The organism is Klebsiella sp. 141240 (genome assembly GCF_050600805.1).
GTDB lineage: Bacteria > Pseudomonadota > Gammaproteobacteria > Enterobacterales > Enterobacteriaceae > Klebsiella > Klebsiella aerogenes.
This window is the reverse complement of sequence record NZ_JAQIRK010000026.1, coordinates 1-17260: the sequence shown is the minus strand read 5'-3', so window position 1 is coordinate 17260 and position 17260 is coordinate 1. Positions and strand designations below refer to the sequence as shown.

Annotated in this window: 24 protein-coding genes; all 24 read left to right on the top strand. The window is 50.7% G+C overall.

Annotation, left to right across the window (positions count from 1 at the left end; genetic code table 11):
* Genes PGQ95_RS24565 through PGQ95_RS24450 form a run of 24 tightly spaced genes read left to right on the top strand, consistent with a single transcriptional unit; the run spans position 1 to position 17246 of the window.
* A complete protein-coding gene (locus PGQ95_RS24565) occupies positions 1-495 on the top strand; it encodes a structural cement protein Gp24 (protein WP_142688868.1) in 495 nt (164 codons plus the stop codon).
* Positions 496-508: 13 nt separating this feature from the next.
* Complete coding sequence (locus PGQ95_RS24560; RefSeq protein ID WP_163278824.1) at positions 509-1450, top strand: DUF2184 domain-containing protein; 942 nt, start codon at positions 509-511, stop codon at positions 1448-1450.
* 45 nt (positions 1451-1495) lie between these two features.
* Positions 1496-1777, top strand: coding sequence for an STY1053 family phage-associated protein (locus PGQ95_RS24555; protein ID WP_430919674.1), 282 nt, complete (start codon positions 1496-1498; stop codon positions 1775-1777).
* Complete coding sequence (locus PGQ95_RS24550; protein ID WP_430919672.1) at positions 1746-2162, top strand: DUF4054 domain-containing protein; 417 nt, start codon at positions 1746-1748, stop codon at positions 2160-2162. The genes PGQ95_RS24555 and PGQ95_RS24550 overlap by 32 nt, the downstream gene beginning before the upstream one ends.
* Positions 2162-2668 (top strand): hypothetical protein, encoded by a 507-nt coding sequence (locus PGQ95_RS24545; RefSeq protein ID WP_032710266.1) that lies wholly within the window; start codon positions 2162-2164, stop codon positions 2666-2668. The genes PGQ95_RS24550 and PGQ95_RS24545 overlap by 1 nt, the downstream gene beginning before the upstream one ends.
* Entirely contained in the window at positions 2668-3072 is a 405-nt protein-coding gene (locus tag PGQ95_RS24540) for a head-tail adaptor (protein WP_323788110.1), read from the top strand. The genes PGQ95_RS24545 and PGQ95_RS24540 overlap by 1 nt, the downstream gene beginning before the upstream one ends.
* Positions 3065-3616 carry a phage neck terminator protein gene (locus tag PGQ95_RS24535; protein WP_430919668.1) on the top strand — a complete coding sequence of 184 codons (552 nt, stop codon included), beginning with the start codon at positions 3065-3067 and terminating at the stop codon, positions 3614-3616. Before PGQ95_RS24540 ends, PGQ95_RS24535 begins: the two co-directional genes overlap by 8 nt.
* 1 nt (position 3617) lies before the next feature.
* Positions 3618-4769, top strand: coding sequence for a DUF3383 family protein (locus tag PGQ95_RS24530; protein ID WP_430919666.1), 1152 nt, complete (start codon positions 3618-3620; stop codon positions 4767-4769).
* An 11-nt stretch (positions 4770-4780) separates the two neighbouring features.
* Positions 4781-5221 carry a phage structural protein gene (locus PGQ95_RS24525; protein ID WP_032710262.1) on the top strand — a complete coding sequence of 147 codons (441 nt, stop codon included), beginning with the start codon at positions 4781-4783 and terminating at the stop codon, positions 5219-5221.
* 3 nt (positions 5222-5224) lie between these two features.
* Positions 5225-5677 carry a phage tail assembly chaperone gene (locus PGQ95_RS24520; RefSeq protein ID WP_049046098.1) on the top strand — a complete coding sequence of 151 codons (453 nt, stop codon included), beginning with the start codon at positions 5225-5227 and terminating at the stop codon, positions 5675-5677.
* A 35-nt stretch (positions 5678-5712) separates the two neighbouring features.
* A complete protein-coding gene (locus PGQ95_RS24515; protein ID WP_032710259.1) occupies positions 5713-5865 on the top strand; it encodes a DUF6889 family protein in 153 nt (50 codons plus the stop codon).
* Complete coding sequence (locus PGQ95_RS24510) at positions 5855-7771, top strand: hypothetical protein (RefSeq protein ID WP_430919664.1); 1917 nt, start codon at positions 5855-5857, stop codon at positions 7769-7771. Before PGQ95_RS24515 ends, PGQ95_RS24510 begins: the two co-directional genes overlap by 11 nt.
* On the top strand, positions 7771-8358 hold the full coding sequence (locus PGQ95_RS24505) for a phage baseplate protein (RefSeq protein ID WP_430919662.1): 588 nt from the start codon (positions 7771-7773) through the stop codon (positions 8356-8358). Before PGQ95_RS24510 ends, PGQ95_RS24505 begins: the two co-directional genes overlap by 1 nt.
* A complete protein-coding gene (locus PGQ95_RS24500; RefSeq protein ID WP_049046786.1) occupies positions 8358-8660 on the top strand; it encodes a phage baseplate plug family protein in 303 nt (100 codons plus the stop codon). The genes PGQ95_RS24505 and PGQ95_RS24500 overlap by 1 nt, the downstream gene beginning before the upstream one ends.
* A gap of 2 nt (positions 8661-8662) precedes the next feature.
* Positions 8663-9727 carry a hypothetical protein gene (locus PGQ95_RS24495; RefSeq protein ID WP_430919660.1) on the top strand — a complete coding sequence of 355 codons (1065 nt, stop codon included), beginning with the start codon at positions 8663-8665 and terminating at the stop codon, positions 9725-9727.
* A gap of 2 nt (positions 9728-9729) precedes the next feature.
* On the top strand, positions 9730-10080 hold the full coding sequence (locus PGQ95_RS24490) for a hypothetical protein (protein ID WP_430919658.1): 351 nt from the start codon (positions 9730-9732) through the stop codon (positions 10078-10080).
* 2 nt (positions 10081-10082) lie between these two features.
* Positions 10083-10535, top strand: coding sequence for a hypothetical protein (locus tag PGQ95_RS24485; RefSeq protein WP_430919656.1), 453 nt, complete (start codon positions 10083-10085; stop codon positions 10533-10535).
* Between the two features lie 48 nt (positions 10536-10583).
* Positions 10584-11237, top strand: a complete 654-nt coding sequence (locus tag PGQ95_RS24480; protein ID WP_430919654.1) for a Gp138 family membrane-puncturing spike protein — start codon at positions 10584-10586, stop codon at positions 11235-11237.
* Position 11238: 1 nt separating this feature from the next.
* Positions 11239-11592 carry a bacteriophage protein gene (locus PGQ95_RS24475; protein WP_032710248.1) on the top strand — a complete coding sequence of 118 codons (354 nt, stop codon included), beginning with the start codon at positions 11239-11241 and terminating at the stop codon, positions 11590-11592.
* Positions 11592-12791 carry a baseplate J/gp47 family protein gene (locus PGQ95_RS24470; protein WP_430919652.1) on the top strand — a complete coding sequence of 400 codons (1200 nt, stop codon included), beginning with the start codon at positions 11592-11594 and terminating at the stop codon, positions 12789-12791. Before PGQ95_RS24475 ends, PGQ95_RS24470 begins: the two co-directional genes overlap by 1 nt.
* On the top strand, positions 12788-13564 hold the full coding sequence (locus PGQ95_RS24465) for a DUF2612 domain-containing protein (RefSeq protein WP_047066862.1): 777 nt from the start codon (positions 12788-12790) through the stop codon (positions 13562-13564). The genes PGQ95_RS24470 and PGQ95_RS24465 overlap by 4 nt, the downstream gene beginning before the upstream one ends.
* Positions 13565-14455: a hypothetical protein gene (locus PGQ95_RS24460; protein WP_430919650.1), complete on the top strand. Its 891-nt coding sequence runs from the start codon at positions 13565-13567 to the stop codon at positions 14453-14455. It begins immediately after the preceding gene.
* Positions 14455-14865: a hypothetical protein gene (locus tag PGQ95_RS24455; RefSeq protein ID WP_430919648.1), complete on the top strand. Its 411-nt coding sequence runs from the start codon at positions 14455-14457 to the stop codon at positions 14863-14865. Before PGQ95_RS24460 ends, PGQ95_RS24455 begins: the two co-directional genes overlap by 1 nt.
* Positions 14866-14879: 14 nt before the next feature.
* Complete coding sequence (locus tag PGQ95_RS24450) at positions 14880-17246, top strand: hypothetical protein (RefSeq protein ID WP_430919646.1); 2367 nt, start codon at positions 14880-14882, stop codon at positions 17244-17246.
* The last annotated feature ends 14 nt before the right edge of the window (positions 17247-17260 follow it).

The window sequence follows — 17260 nt, the reverse complement described above, 5'->3', positions numbered from 1 at the left end:
ATGTCTAACACCATTCTTTACCGGATGCCTGCGGGCATTGCCGGGGGTATTTCTCGCCCGCAGGATTTAACCGTTGAACCGCATATTCTTGATGCGTCAAAACCGTTTCCGGCATATGGGCTGGGCGGAAAGATTGTTGGAGGGAAGTTCGTTCCTATTGAAGCAGGCGATCCCGTTGCGGTGATGGCAGGTATTTTTGTTCGTCCTTATCCGACGGCTTCTCAGCCCGATAAGATCCGCCAGGTTGGTACCGGCTATAACTTCGCTGGTGACAATCTGAAACGCGGATATGTCACCGTCAATATTGGCGGGGATGCTTCTTCTGTTGCACTCAATGCCCCGGTATTTATGCGAGTTGGCACCCCGACAGCTTCAAGCCCGCTTGGTGCCTTCCTCGCCGCTGCCGATGATGCAAACACCGTTCAGATCACCAACGCCTATTTCAATGGTCCCGGCGATGCCGATGGCAATATTGAACTGGCATATAACATTTAAGGGAGCATGAAAAATGCCAATGACCTTTGACCAGGCAACAATCGACAGCACTGGTGCTTTTCTTGTTCACGAGCTGGAGCGATTAGACCAGACGCTGAACCTCCCGCTGACGTCCCAGACGTGGAGCCGTGATATCGAATTGCGTGAAGATGTTTCTATCGCTGATGAAATGAGCTCTTTCACGAATACTACGTTCGCAGCTGCAGGAACACCGAACGCAAACGGTAAGAACTGGATCAACCAACTTGCTACTGCGATCGCTGGTGTGAACGTGGATATCACTAAAACCGGCTTTCCTCTGGAACTGTGGGGGATGGAGCTCGGTTGGACTGTAGTTGAACTTGCGGCGGCGGCGCAGGTTGGACGTCCTATCGATACCCAGAAATACGACGGTATGCAACTGAAGTGGAACATGGATACCGATGAGCAGGTTTATATCGGTGACGCCGCAAAAGGTGCTAAAGGTCTGCTGAACCTGTCGCAGGTAACACCGACGAACGCCGCTAAAGCGTGGTCGGGATCTACCCCGGATGAGATCCGCGCCAGTATCAACCAGGTATTGAGCAATGCGTGGGTTCGTTCTGCATATTCGAAAGTACCTGAAGATTTGCTGGTACCACCAGAACAGTATTCCTTCCTGGCGAGCACCATCGTTTCCAGCGCTGGCAACCAGTCTCTGCTGACCTACCTTGAAACCAACACGATTGCATTTCACCAGAACGGTAAGCCGCTGAGCATTCGTCCTGTTAAGTGGGCTATCGGTCGCGGTGTGGCAAATAAAGACCGCATGGTTGCATACACGAACGATAAAAAGTTTGTGCGCTTCCCAATGGTTCCTCTGCAGAGCGTACCGATCCAGTATCGCGGCATTTATCAGCTCGTAACCTACTACGGCAAGCTGGGTGCGGTTGAGCCGGTTTACCCGGAAACCCTGAACTACATGGATGGCATTTAATCCAGGCATAGCCCCTTAACAGGGGCTTTTTTCTAAGGAATCCCGATGAAGAAAATCTATGTATTGACCGCGTTTAATTTCAACGACGGCGACAAAATCACGCCATTCGCTGCAGGTTTTCATGATGTCGATGATGCTGTTGCAGAGCATTGGTTTGTGAAAGCGCATTGCTCACCCGATGGTGAAGCGCCTGCACAGGTAGACGATCCGCGTATCGCCGAGCTTGAAGCACAGGTGGCGGAAAAGAATACCCGAATCGCCGAGCTTGAAGAGCAACTCACAGAGGCTAAAGCCAATGGCAAAAAACAAAAGCCTGCCGACGCCTGAGAAATTCCGGACCGACTTTCCACAATTCTCTGATGAAAATAAATACCCGACACCGATGATTCAGGCCAGATTGAGTCTGGCGGATGTCCTCATGAGTGAGGCGCGGTTTGGTGAAGATATTTTCCCCTACGTAGTAGAGCTGTTTGTCGCCCATTACATGGCGTTATACGCGGCTGATATGCGGAGCGTTGCTGTTGGCGCTTCAGGTGGGGCGAATAGTGGCGTTCAGACATCTAAATCAGTGGACAAGGTCTCTGTGGGCTATGACGCCAGCATGACGCTTAACCCGGATGCAGGTTTCTGGAATAACACGCGCTATGGCTCAGAGTTTTGGGAATACCTCATGATCTTCGGTGCCGGGGCTATTCAGTTAGGTACGCCGTAATGAAATCCGGATTAACGATTACCACAGATAACGCTGAGTCTGTTCTGGAGTCTCTACGCCAGCTTTCAGGTATGGATGTGCTGGTGGGTATCCCGGATGGCCCAAAGCGCGAAGATGCCCCGCTGACGAACGCAGAGCTGGGTTATCTGCAATCGACAGGGGCAACCATTGAAATTGACGGTGCGGTAGTGACGCTACCGCCCAGACCTTTTCTGGATATGGGGATTGAAGACTCCTTACCCAGAACAACGGCACACCTGAAGGCCGCAGCAGAGGCAACCATGGAAGGCAAAACGGATGCAGCCATGCGGGAGCTCGAAAGCGCCGGACAGATTGCCCGTGATGCTTCTAAAGCGGTGATCGGTTCTGGCGATCGCCTTACTCCTCTTTCTGATAAGACGATTGCTAACCGCAGGGCAGCAAAGCCGCCGATCCCTGGTGATAAGCCGCTTTATGCTCGTGGGTTCCTGCTGCGTTCGATTACGTATGTCGTGAGGAAAAAATAATGCCGCTTCTCGATGTTACCGATGTGCTGCTGGATCCGGACTTTATGGATACCTCACTGGTTTGTCATCGGCAGGTACAAACGGTCGATGAAGATAATTACCCGACCAACACCGCTCAGGTTATCCCGTTCTCTGGTGTGGTGACGGTTGATCGTTCTCTGGAAGCCAAACGAATGGCGGCGGGACAGAATATCAACGGAGCAATTCTCATCGTGACGCAATTCCGGCTCACGCAGGGGATGCCAGCCAGTGATTCAACACCTGAACTAGACGCCGATATCGTGACGTACAGCGGTCGTAATTACCGTGTGACGTTTGTCGATCCATATACCAGATACGGTGCCGGGTTCGTTCAGGCGCATTGCGAATTGCTGGAATTTAACGGAGGTATTCCCGTTGAGTAATGACAGCACAGAGCCCGGATACCTTACACCCGTTGGCAGTGAGCCGGATTACGACGAAGAGCTGGAACGACAGCTAAGTCGCTGGGTGAGAGGTATTACGGGGATGCCTGCAAAAATGGTTTTCCCGCGCTTTACGGATCCCCAGCAAAAGATACCGCCGAACGGCGAAACGTGGTGCGGTTTTAACTTCTCCACGGTCTCGCGGGATGGCATGCCAGCAAATATCCAGGTTAGCGAAGATCAGAGCGAGCAATGGACATGGGAAGGTGTTCAGGTTCTGCTTTGTTTCTACGGCCCTGGTGGTTCTACGATGGCTACGCGCTTCCGTGACGGAATATTCATTGAGCAAAACTCAGATACGTTTCGACGAATCTCAGGTTTGTCGCTGGTGGATGCCGGAGATATACGAAACCTCCCCGAATTAATCAATAACCAGTGGGTGCGCCGGTACGACGTGACCGTGTCCCTTTCCCGCAAAAACACCCGTACTTACAACGTTAAATCTATCGTTGGCCCTAACGTCACGATAGTTACCGGAGATTAAAATGGAAAAAGGGCTTCCCCTTAACCGTATCACTAACGTGACGGTGACGCTTTCCGCACGGGCCGCGCAGGGGCGCAATTTTGGCTCGATGCTTATCCTGGGTGATTCAACCGTCATCCCGATCGCCGAACGCCTCCGGGCATACTCATCGCCTGATGATATTGGTGATGATTTCGGAGTGGACAGCGAAGAGTATAAAGCCGCTGTTATCTGGTTCTCTCAGCAGCCACAACCCACACTGGTATATGTCGGACGCTGGGTGAAAACGCTTGCTGATGGTGAAGCCGGCACGGCTGAATCTCTGCTTGAAGCGGTTAACGCGCTGATGGACTACAACGCCTGGTACGGTCTGCATCTGGCAGTACCAGAAGCGGATTATCCGGATGACGCCACTATCATAACCGTTTCCGCTGCGATTGAAGCGTCTACCGTTTCCCGTATCTTTGGCATTACCACTGATGAAGCGATAATCCTGGATGCGGCGACAACTACGGATCTGGCCTCAAAACTGAAAGCCGCGAAATACAGCCGGACGTTTATTCAGTATTCGACCAGTAGCCGCTATGCCGCGCTGTCTGCCTTTGCGCGTGCATTCACGGTTGATTTCACTGGCAGTAACACGACGATCACCCTGAAATTTAAACAGGAGCCTGGCATCACCTACGAAACGCTGGGAACGTCGCAAGCCAATAACCTGGAAGCGAAGAACTGTAACGTTTACGTCTACTACGAGAACGATACAGCGATTCTTGAGCAGGGCGTCATGAGCAATGGTGACTTCTTCGACGAACGTCACGGCCTCGACTGGCTACAGAATGCGGTACAGACTGCCGACTTCAACACGCTCTATACCAGTACAACCAAAATCCCTCAGACCGACGCCGGGACCACTACCCGTATTGCGAACATTGAGCTGGTGCTCGACAAAGCAGTGCAGAACGGCCTGTTTGCGCCGGGCAAATGGACGGGTGGCCCGATGGGGCAGCTCAACACTGGCGACATGCTGACGAAAGGCTATTACACCTGGGCGGAAAACGTTGATGACCAGTTACAGGTCGATCGTGAAGCGCGTAAGGGTGTGCCGATTCAGGTTGCCGGGAAACTGGCTGGTGCTGTCCATTACGGCAGCGTGGCAATCACAGTGGTTCGCTAAGGAGAGTCCTGATGTCTGCTTATTCGTTTCTTGATATCTCGGCTTCCCTGGCTGGTCCTACGGGAGCTATTGAACTCGGTGCTGGCTCTGCGAACTCCGAAGAGGGGATCGTGGTTGCGATGACCGAGGCAAAAAACACCATGACCATCGGCGCAGATGGTGAGGGTATGCACAGCCTTCACGGCGGTAAGAGCGGCACGATTACCGTTACGTTGCTGAAAACTTCCCCGGTCAATAAAAAGCTTTCGCTGATGTACAACGCGCAAAGCCAGTCCTCTTCCACCTGGGGGAATAACGTCATTGTGGTTCGTAACAAAGCAAGTGGTGATATCGCCACGGCACGCGGTGTGGCCTTCCAGAAACAACCAGACTGGAACAACCCTAAAGTCGCCGGAACGGTCGCATGGGTATTTGACTGCATCAAAATTGATGAACTGCTTGGGGAGTTTTAACCGATGGAATGCACGATTAAAGGCGTGAATTACCGCGCCAACAAGTTGGGCGTATTTGAACAGCTGAAGGTATCCCGCAAATTATTACCGATCCTCGCTGGCCTGATGGCTGACTTCTCCAGTATCAAGGCGATGCTACCCGCAACCACCAAACTGGACAGCGGCAATCTGGATAAGCTGGAGCCAGTTTTTAACACGCTTCTACCGCGTATCGCTGACGAACTGTCAAAACTCACCGAAGAAGACACGAACGCCATCATCCATCCCTGTCTCGCTATGGTGGTGCGTGAAAACGGCAAACAATGGGCGCCAGTCTTCCGCAGCGGTGAGCTGATGTTTGATGACATCGATCTGTTCAGCATGCTGCAACTGGTGGCGCGGGTGGTCGCCGATAGCCTGGGAAATTTTTTGCCAGAACTCCCAGACAACGCGACGCCCACCCCGAAAGCGGACTGACGCTGGATTCTTTGCCTGGTGGTGAAGACTATCTGATGCGCCCGGTGGATGCCGGGTACATCCCTTACTCTGCGCTCAAAGATGGTTCGGTAGACCTGGCGGATATCGCCAGAATGAATGACTGGCTGGATCTGAAGGCTGACAACGAGTACCGGATCGCAAGATGGAGAGAGGCGAATGAACGCTGAGACGATTAAAGATTTTCTCGTGTCGCTCGGCTTCAAAGTCGATGAAAGCGGCGAGCGGAAATTTAATGCAGTGCTGGCGGGGGTTACTTCTAACGCCATTAAAACCGGGTTCGCCGTTGAAGCGGCGGCACTCTCTGTTGTCGCCTTTACGGCAAAAATAGCCCAGGCATCTGACAAGCTGTACTGGGCCTCCCAGCGCACTGGCGCGACGGTGCAGGGGCTTAAACAGGTTAGTTATGCCATTTCGCAGGTTGGCGGCAGCGCTGACTCGGCGATGAGTTCGCTGGAGAGCCTTTCACGGTTTATCAGAACCAATCCCGGTGCGGAGGGCTTCCTTAACCGCCTGGGTGTGCAAACACGCGACGCCAGCGGCAATATGCGCGATATGGCGAGCATCTTCACCGGGGTAGGCCAGAAGCTTAGCAGCATGCCGTATTACCGGGCTAACCAGTACGCCAGCATGCTGGGTATTGATGAAAACACCCTGATGGCAATGCGGCGCGGTGTCGGCGGGTTCTCCGGCGAATATTCCGCTATGGCGAAAGCGATCGGCTTTAATGCTGATCAGGCCGCGGTAAGTTCTAACCGGTTCATGACTTCGCTCCGGTCGTTCGGCGAAATGGCAGGGATGGCGCGGGATAAAATCGGCGCTAACCTGGCTGGTGGCCTCGCTGGTTCACTGGATAAATTACGCCGTCAAATTCTCGACAACTTCCCGAAAATTGAGCAGACGCTGACCGAGGCTATCAAGGGGGTATTGTGGCTGGGTGACCTTATTGCCCGGTTATTCTCCCGGCTGATGGAAGGGACTTCTGATCTGCTGGACTGGTGGAAATCACTGGATAAGCAGACGCGGGAACTGATCACGCTGTTTGGCGCATTAACGGTAGCGCTGCGGATCCTTAACAGCACGTTCTGGATGTCTCCTATAGGGCTTGTTACTGCGTTCGCTGCCAGTATCGCTCTGCTATGGGAAGACTATAAAACCTGGAAAGAAGGCGGCAAAAGCCTGATTGACTGGGGGAAATGGAAGCCGGAAGTAGACGCCGCTCTGAAGATGGTTAAAGACCTCCGACAGACCGTCGTCGATTTGGGTAAGGCACTGGCAAAACTTCTGAATATTGACCCTAAATCCTGGTCTCTGAAGTGGGACTTCAGCAACTTCATCAGCCAGATGGGCGAATTCAGTAAGATGCTGAGCATGATTGGTGACCTGCTGAGCGCTATCAAAGATGGTCGCTGGTCAGATGCTGCCAGTATTGGTAAGCAACTACTGAGCCAGGGCAACAATAACCCGGATGCTCTGCCAGGTATATCTGATAGCGCCAATGGCGCAGCTGACTGGATTAAGGATAAGTTTGGTTTTGACCCTCGCAGCGTCGGACGGTTTTTCCGTGGTGAAGGTAACACGCTTGCTGACCGCAACAACAACCCTGGAAATATTCGCCCGGTAGGTGGTAACGGCTTCCGTTCTTTTGGCTCCGCGCTGGAAGGATGGCAGGCGATGAAAAACCAGTTGATGCGCTATTTCACCGGGAAAACGACGGGGCGGATGCTGCAAACCGTCCAGGATATCGTAAGTACCTGGGCTCCTGCTGGTGATAACAACGATCCGCAGCTTTACGCCAAACAGGTAGCTGGCTGGATGGGCGTTTCCCCTGATGCCGTATTGAATCTGAATAACCCTAATACGATGGCTTCCCTGATGCAGTCTATGGCCCGTAAAGAGGGGTACGCCAACTGGCAAAGCCCTTTAGCGTATCAGGCGGCAGGCGCATCAATTCAGCAAAACAACACCTATAACATTCACGGCGGTAGCGCTATGGAAGTTGCTCAGGAGGTCGGACGCCGCCAGATTGATGCAAATGCCAGGGTAATGCGCAAAAACCAGAGCGGGGTAGGTTGATGGATATCCTTTCTACGCTGTTTCAGCAGCAGTCCCGGCGTATCGGTCTTATTGTTCCCAGTGTAGTGGTATCTGAAAAGCACAGTGACACGCTGGAAATTACTGAACACCCCGTCGAAACGGGGGCTCCTGTTTCAGATCATGCCTATAAACGGCCCTCAGAGGTCGTGATGGAAGTGGGGTTTGCTGGTGGTGGTTCTCTGCTGGATTTCATTGATACGTCCTCTCAGGGCTTAACGCTTGGCCTGAGCCCTAAAGAAACCTATCAGCAAATACTCGACCTGCAGACCAGCCGGATCCCTTTCGATGTTGTCACAGGGAAGCGGCTATACAGCAACATGCTGATAAGGGCGATTGAGGTCACAACTGACCGTACATCAGAAAACGTACTGATGGCGGTTTTAACGCTTCGCGAAGTGATCATCACCCAGACTCAACAGATAGCGGTAGCCGATAAAGCCGATATGAAAGAGGGGGCCAATACGTCAGCTGTTATCAACTCCGGCACAAAAGCGGCAAAGCCTCAGAACGAATCCTTGCTTAGCTCTGGCTGGCAGGGACTCAAATCAATTATTGGAGGCGGCTGATGCAGGTATACGAAATCCCCCTCACTGCTGATAACCAGCAATTCAGTACCATTCTGGCGGGTGTTACGTACCAGATAAGTATCACCTGGCGTGATCCTTGCTGGGTTCTGGATATCTCCAATAGCAGCGGTAACCAGGTGGTTAAAGGTATCCCCCTTGTGACTGGCGCTGACTTGCTGGCTCAGTATTCCTATCTCGGATTCGGTTTCAAACTCGCCGTGGTTTGCGACGATGCGAACCAGGATTACCCAACCCAAACCGATCTCGGTACCGCCAGCCACTTACTGGCAATAACGGAGTAATTATGTCTCAAAACTGGATGCGTCATTTCGAACTGCAGCTACTGGACGAAAACGGGAAGGGAATAGACCTGGGTGACTTCAAAGTTACTTTCACAATCGACTGGTTCAACATCAGCAGCGCCACCCGAACCGGGACGTTTAAGGTTTATAACCTGTCTGCGGATACGGTGAACCGGATCACCGGTAGTGAATTTGCCACTATTCGCGTAATCGCTGGTTATGATGGTATTGCCGCCGATGTTGACGCCAGCGACGTAGGCCGCGTTCGTGAGGTCGATGCTTCTCAGGTGGGGCAGTCTGATGGTCGTAACTGGGGATTGCTGTTTACAGGCGATATTCGGTACACCATCACGGGAAAAGATAACCCGGTTGATTCGTTCGTACTGATTCAGGCCGCAGATACCGACCTGGCTTTTACCTCTTCCATCACAGTGCAAACACTGGCGGCAGGATATACCGTTGCCGATATGAACCGCGCTTTGATGAAGGACTTCGAGGCGAAGGGCGCGACTGAGGGCGTCACCCCGCCAATGCCTGCTACCGTCTTCCCACGCGGGCGCGTGCTGTTTGGTATGACGCGAGACCTGATGGATAACGTCGCAAGGCAATGCGGCGCAACCTGGCAATTCGTTGATGGTCAGCGCCAGATGGTGGCAAAAAATGAGTATGTGCACGAAGCTATTGTGTTGAACAGCGCAACCGGGCTAATCGGCATGCCTCAGCAAACGATCGGCAGCGGGGTGAACGTACGCGCGCTGATTAACCCGAACATTCGCGTTAATGGCCTGATTGAGCTGGATCAGGCGTCTGTCTACCGTACCGCGCTGGCGAATAATGATATCGCTATGGCTGGTGGTCGCATAACCGACCAGGACAATAACGGGAATATATCCATAACCGGAACTACCTCACAGCCAGCCAGCATTGCTACAGACGGCGTTTATATTGTGCGCGGCATTATGTACACTGGCGACACAAGGGGCCAGGCGTGGTACATGGATATGATGTGTGAGGCGCGTGGTGCGGCGGATGTCCGTTCGGCGTCGTCTTTACAGCGGGAAGGGTAAGAATGAAAAAATTGATGGTTATCATATTCTGTTTTCTTCCTGGGTTAGCATTTTCTGCAAATCCTGGTGGCATCACGTTGCAGTGTGGTAGTTATAAATTAGAGCTGGTTCCTGATTCATTATTCAGAATTAATGGTGAGACAGTGACCTCCCAGAAGATTAAAACTCTTGGTAACGGCAACGGAATGAAAGCCGAGATGGGGCTTATGCCTGCCAGAGATGGTAACAACTACGGTTTCGAGTACGTCCGCAGACCTGGTACTGAAAAGCGATTTCTAAACGTCCAGCTCCTTCAGAACAGCATGGATGCTCCGAAGATTATCGGATCTTTCCCTTGCGTTAAGGTGAAATAAATATGGAATTTTTCGCAATTATTATCTTCTTTCTGGCAATAGCCATTATTACTAGATGGAATAATTACAAGAAGATAAAAAAGCGAAAAGAAGAAGATAATTTTCTACAAAGCATTGATTATTCTTACCGCCGACCAGAGGTAAAATCGAAACCCCGAAATGGGAGCAGAAGGAGCAAGGAGGAAATGCTCGCCGATGGAAATGCATATCAGAAATTGATGGGTGATGATTTTAGGAAGACGGCGAAAGCTACGCAGATTCAGGCTGAAAGGGTTGGATCTAAAAGATACGTCTGGCGAGGTTCTGATTGCTGTCCATCTTGTGATAGGCAGGATGGTAAAACATATTCCTGGTCCAGACCACCAAAAACCGGTCACCCTGGGGAAGGGAAGTTATGCCCCAATGGTTATTGTCGTTGTTGGGCTGAAGTTATAGTCCCCTCTCCAAAAAGATAAATTACGCAAACCCGCTGAGGCGGGTTTTTTCATATCTGGAGTTTATGAATGCCTTCTTCTAACCAAACCCGTAGCGGATCCCTTGATGAAACTTTCGAGTCAGAACGGAAAGTTTTAAAGGAGCAAATCCGCGTCGCGCTACCTGGCATTATTCAGTCATTTGACCCCGATTCAGTAACCGCAGTTGTGCAGCCGGCGATCCGCTATGTAGAGCGTGATAACGATGGCGCAACTGAAACACAGGATTACCCACTACTTACTGACGTCCCGGTAATTTTCCCTCGTGGGGGCGGCTGTACGCTGACATTCCCAGTCAAAGAGGGTGATGAATGCCTGGTGATATTTGGTGACCGCTGTATCGATTTCTGGTGGCAAAGCGGCGGTATTCAGGAGCCGGTAGACGACAGGATGCACGATTTATCTGATGCGTTCTGCATGGTCGGCCCACAATCACAGGCAAAGAAAATCAGTGGCATCAGTAGCAGCGCGGTAGAACTCCGTAGTGATGATGGCGGTACGAAGCTGAGCCTTAATCCTTCGAGTGGTGAAATCAACGGTACCGCGCCGGGTGGTTTTAATCTGAATGGCCTGAAAATCCTCCCGGATGGTCGCCTGCAGCTGGTGGATGGTTCCATTGTCGATAAGCACACGCACGGCGGCGTTGAATCTGGTGGGAGTAATACAGCTCCACTAGGGGGATAGCATGCGCTACCGTCGCGAAGATGATGACGGGGATTACACATTTGGTCAGGGTGATGATACCTGGCTGGTTAACTCTCCGGAGGCCGTCGCGCAGGCCATTAAAACGCGCTTCCTGCTCTGGTACGGCGAATGGTTCCTTGATACGACAGAAGGAACACCCTGGATACAATCCGTCCTCGGAAAGCACAAACCAGAAACCTATAACCTCGCTATTCGTAAACGCATTCTTGAAACGCGCGGGGTGAAATCCATCACCGACTTTAATACTACCGTTGACAGCCGCACACGGCGTGTAACGTTCACAGCAACGGTGGAAACCATCTACGGGACAACGACAGTAACCTCGGAGGCGTAATGGCTCTGGACCTTGAATCACTCGGCTTATCGGCAACGGTAACCGCTGAGGGGATAAGTGCGCCTGACTATCAAACCATCCTGTCTACTGTGACGGGATATTTTCAGCAGATTTACGGCAGTGATGCTTATATCGATCCGGATAGTAAAGATGGTCAGCTAATCGCGCTGGTGGCGCTGGCAATCCATGACGCCAATAACACCGCTATTCAGGTATATAACAGTTTCTCGCCATCAACCGGGATCGGCGTGGGGCTGTCCAGCAACGTAAAAATTAACGGGATAGAACGCCGTGAGGCGACGAATTCAACGGTTGACCTGTTATTAACCGGTACTGCAGGGACCTCAATCACCAACGGCTCAGTGAAGGATGCAAACGGGGTTGTCTGGAATCTACCTCCAACCGTATCAATCGGTATTGATGGGACGATTGTCGCGACCGCCACATGCGCAAACTCCGGCGCTGTCGCAGCACTGGCGGGAACGGTGAACAAAATCAATACGCCTACTAGGGGCTGGTCATCGGCAAATAACCCGCTGGCGGCTACTGTCGGCACTGCTGCAGAAAAAGATTCAGAACTTCGCATCAGGCAGTCGCAGAGCGTCGCCTTGCCGTCTCTCACACCATTTGAAGCGGTAGACGGTGCAATAGCGAATATTAAGGGCGTCACTCGTCACAAGCTGTATGAGAACGATCAGGACGTACCTGATGCTAATGGTCTTCCTCCACACTCGATAGCCGCCATTGTCGAAGGCGGTGACGCTACAGAGATTGCAAACACAATTCGTGGAGTAAAGGACCAGGGAACGACGCCATACGGCAGCACGATAATTTCTGTAGCGGACAAATACGGCAGTCCTCACCCGGTCGGATTCTCTCGCCCGGTTGATGTGCCTATTTTTGTGAGCATTACGATCGAACCTCTGACGGGGTATACCTCACAGGTAGGGAATGAAATAAAAGCTGCTGTAGCGGCATATATCAACTCCCTGGCGATAGGGGCGAACGTCGTAATAAGTCGTGTCTATTCTCCGGCGAATCTGGGTGTGGTCAGTGGTGGTAACTCTCGGTATTACGACATCACAGAGCTTCTGATCGGGACCTCTACTGATTCGGTGGCTGCTGCTAACGTCGTGATTGCTTACGACCATTCCGCCTCCTGCAGTATTGAGAATATTCATCTGGAAGTGACGCTATGAGCAAATACACTGACCGGATATCAAACTATCACGCCGGAAAACCGAAATTCTTTGCTCATGTGGATCTTTCCACGCGGCCCCTTATTGATATCTCACAGACGATGACAGGAATGATATCGGCCTTTGATATTGATACGGCAGTTGGTAAGCAACTGGATATTCTTGGCGAGTGGATAGGGCGAAAACGCAGGGTGAGTACGCCAATCTCAGGCGTGTATTTCTCCTGGGATACTGAAAAGCTCGGATGGGATCAGGGTGTATGGCAGGGACCATTTGACCCGGATGATGGCTTTCTTGACCTGAGCGATGAAGTTTATCGCCTGGTACTGAAGGTCAAAATCGCTATTAACCACTGGAACGGTCAGAACGACACATTACCGGACATCCTCGACAGCGCTCTTGCTGGTTCCGGGCTCCGCATAGCAATTGTTGATAATCAGGATATGTCTATATCTATCTGGATATTGCCAGATTACTCAATTGTGCTAAATGAGATTGACCGCCTGATATTCGATAGCGCTGTTAACAAAGGGCCATTTGTCGTAATTCCTGAAGGTTATGTTCCATCACGATACGATTTAAATCCGATTGATCAGGTTAACTCTGAGTTGTGGTGGGCTATTCAGAATGGATACCTCACTGTAAAGGCCGCAGGCGTAAAAGTAAAAGAAATGCAAATGCCGTCTGAAGGTGGTTATACCTTCTTTGGATTTGATGTTGATAACGAATATATATCCGGTTTCGATTCCGGAGCATGGGGAGTAGATATTTAAATGGCGACTAATGATTTTATACCTTTTGCAACGGGTAATAATGCAAACGTTACTTCTCAAGCTGACTGGGTAGCATTACCAGCGGTATCGAGCGGTTTCGTTTCAGGCAAAGCATCGTCTGCTCAGGTTAATAAGGCACTGAGACAAGGAACCTTCGTTACCTCTGCCTTAGCTAAATTTATCTCAAATGCTTTAAATGCTGACGTCAAAGATAATGGCGATTTAGCGGGATTTGTTGATCAATTGACGCAGTCTGTTTCAGGCCGACTTATCAACGTTCAGGTATTCAAATCTTCTGGTACTTATGTTCCTACGCGTGGCGCACGGAAAATTTTGATTCGTTTATGGGGTGGCGGTGGCGGTGGTGGTAGTTCCGTGGCGTCTTCAACGAGCGCAGGCTCCGGTTCATCCGGTGGTTCTGGTGGAGTGTATGGGGAAGCGTTCATTGATGTTACTGGCAACCTCCCTGTAACGGTCGGCGCTGGTGGTGCTGGTGGTACCTCAAACGGTTACGGTCAGAACGGCGGTGAATCCTCCGTTGGAACTACCGTAAGGGTTAGCGGAGGGAATTACGGGAAAAGCGCTACAACTGGGAATCCGGCAGATGGGGCTAACGGCGCAACCACTTCGACCGGTTGTCTATGGACTGTACCATCAAGCCCAAGCGCAGCCTCCTATCCTATCGGCGGGTTAAGTTCAGCATTTTTCGGTACTGGCGGATCGGGGTCGTTTGGTTCTTCCTTGTCCGCAATATCAGTAGCTGTTGGATTCTCAGGTCAGTTTCCTGGTGGTGGCGGTGGTGGAGCTGGCTCATACACGAGTACAGGGGGTTCCTATCAGAATGGCGGTAAAGGTGCCGATGGCCTGGTTATTATTGAGGAATATGCTTAATGATTTATGCACTAATCAAAGATGCGATCGTTCAAAATGTCGTAGTTTGCGACACTGATAATTCGGCTAAACAACTGTTTGCTGATTTTACTGTTATTAATATAGATGGCCTCGATGTGGGGATTGGGTGGGGTTATGAGGGAGATTCTTTCATTGCACCGCCTCCGCCTGAAACGCCACCTGAAGAAATTGCAGCAGGGCGACTTAATACCGCGCAAGCTGAATATGACCGCGCAACAGATGAAATCAATAAACGTAATGAACAAATTGATGATTCAGATTATGAAGGAACATCAGAGGATGCCGTAAAGGCCGAATTAGCCGAATGGACACAGTATCGAAAAGAGTTGCGCTCATATATTAAAAATAACGATGGCACAGTTAATTTGCCTTCTTCTCCAGAAAAATAATCGGGTGAAATAATATGTCTCAATACAATACGGGTAACCCTGTCCCGTCTTCAGACATGCGCGATGCCTGGGATAATAACGAAACAGTAGATATTTTTGTTAGCGGTAATCAATTAACCGTAACCACACGTGCAGGTATTGAGCGTGATTCTTTAGCAGGTATTCAAAAGAAAGCAGAAGACCAACGGGAACAAATTGCTGTAGATGGTGCAGCAGTTGTAGAAGATACGCGCCAGAACCTGATCCCGCTTAGCCGTCAGTACATGACACTAGCAGACGCACAGGCAGATATTGCAAATATACCCGATGGTTCTACCACGTATTACCGTAGCCCAGATGATAGCGCACTGGCTATCGAGGTTATCAACAGTGGAGGAACACTAGCACCTACCGGGCGTAGGATGCCTTCACAGGCATTCGTTACAGGTATCGATCAATTCACCGCAGAGCTTTCTGCACAAATCGCTTCTCTTCAGCTAAAAACAGCAATGCTGTCACAATACAGCTCAGATGAGTGGCAATGGATTTTAACCGGGTTACAGGGGCCATCGGCAACAGCGCTTGCACTGGATAACGATTTCGGGCTATGGCTCGCAGGTCTTAAATCATCATTGCAGGATTATGTAGAGCAGCTAATCCCCAAACAACAGGCAAATCTTTATCAGGGATTACAACATGTCATTGTGGCTCAAAACGGCGTTGATGGTCTTCTGACTATTAATGACAATGGTGATATACGTATTGTCGGCACTGATGATGTTCTTCAGGACAGACTTAACGCGCTATGTTCCACTAACTTTTCCCGCACCATTATTGGCTTCCAGCATGTCGTTTTTGCAGCCGATTTAAAAACCGCCATTTTTGCAATAGATGATGATGGTGGGGTCCATATTCCCGGTATCGATGGCCCGTTACAGGACAATCTTGGCGAATCACTGGCGTCCATCAAAACCGTGGGCGGTGTACCAGCAGCAGCATGGCGCGGAGAGGTGGTCTGGTCAGAACGTCCCGTACTGACTACGCAAAAACTGACGCCTTCCGGTTTCGTTTTCAGTTATCTACCTGGCGGAGAGGCAGTATCTGGTTCCGGGGTGATGTATGTACCGTCAATACGTGAAATGCCGCTTGATGCACCTGAAATTCAGGGGGGCGGTTCAAGTGGACAGTCTCTGAACATGGAAGCGGATCATGTCGGACAGAATATTGTTAATCGTAATCCCATTTATCGCGGGCGGTTACTGGCCGGGATGAACGGACGGCCTGAAGGTAAAAATATACAGGCGGTGAATGAGGATGACGTATCCACATTGAACGATATGAATTATCCATCATACCGGCAGGGTAATATTTTACCTATGTACGATGTCCTGATGGATAAGGGGGTAGGAAATACAATATTTATTCATGCGCCTTTTGCAGCAGGTGGTCGTTCATTTAAACAAATCAGCAAAGGGACAATCCCGTATCAGAACGGGCAGAAATTTGTGCAGATGGGTAAAGATGCCGCTGATGGTGTTGGTAAGCCGTATACATTCCGGTTTCTGACGTTTGAGCACGGTGAAACAGACTCCGATAATGGCGACAATCTTTTACCTGGTGATTACCTTACCAAAGCAAACACCTATTTCTCCGGTCTCCAGTCTGATTTCAAGGCTATTTCCGGACAGACGACTGATTTCGCTGTCATCATCGGTCAGGTGGGAAGCCGATTTTATACAAGGTCACAGCCAGTGGATGAAGCCGGTAATGCCCAGGGTGACCCGGTAATCGTTCAGCCTTACTCTATCCCCGCGGTGGATCAGCTGACTTATGTCCGTCAGAATCCGAATACGGCAATCATGTACGGGCCAAAATACCCGCTTAACTGGCTATATAGCGACGGGTCACTCAGCCACATCAATGCAAAAGGCAAGGTGTTACAGGGTGAATATACCGCGCAGGCAATCTACTGGCATCTGTACGATACGGAAAAGAAAGGAACATGGACGGGATGTAAAGTCAGGGATATTACATTAACAGGAAACCTTTTAGAGCTTGCCTGTGATGTTCCCTTTCCGCCACTGATCATCGATACAGATTTTATTGCCAACTGCCCGAACTACGGGATAAGCCTGGAGAAAAACTCAGCCACGGTACAGGCTGTTTCTGTTATCAATGGGAACACAATTCGCGTTGAACTGAACCAGCCTCCCGCACCTGATGACGTCCTGTTAATCGGATTTACCAATACCACACCACATACCAATGGAAATCTGTATCCGCTGACCTGCTTCAGGGATTCTTCACAGATCGTGTCACGCTGGGTGACGCTCAATGGCGCACCTTTCCCTCTGTATAACTGGTTATGTCTGGATCGTCTTCCCCTCACTGGAGAAATATAATGGTTGCTGCAATT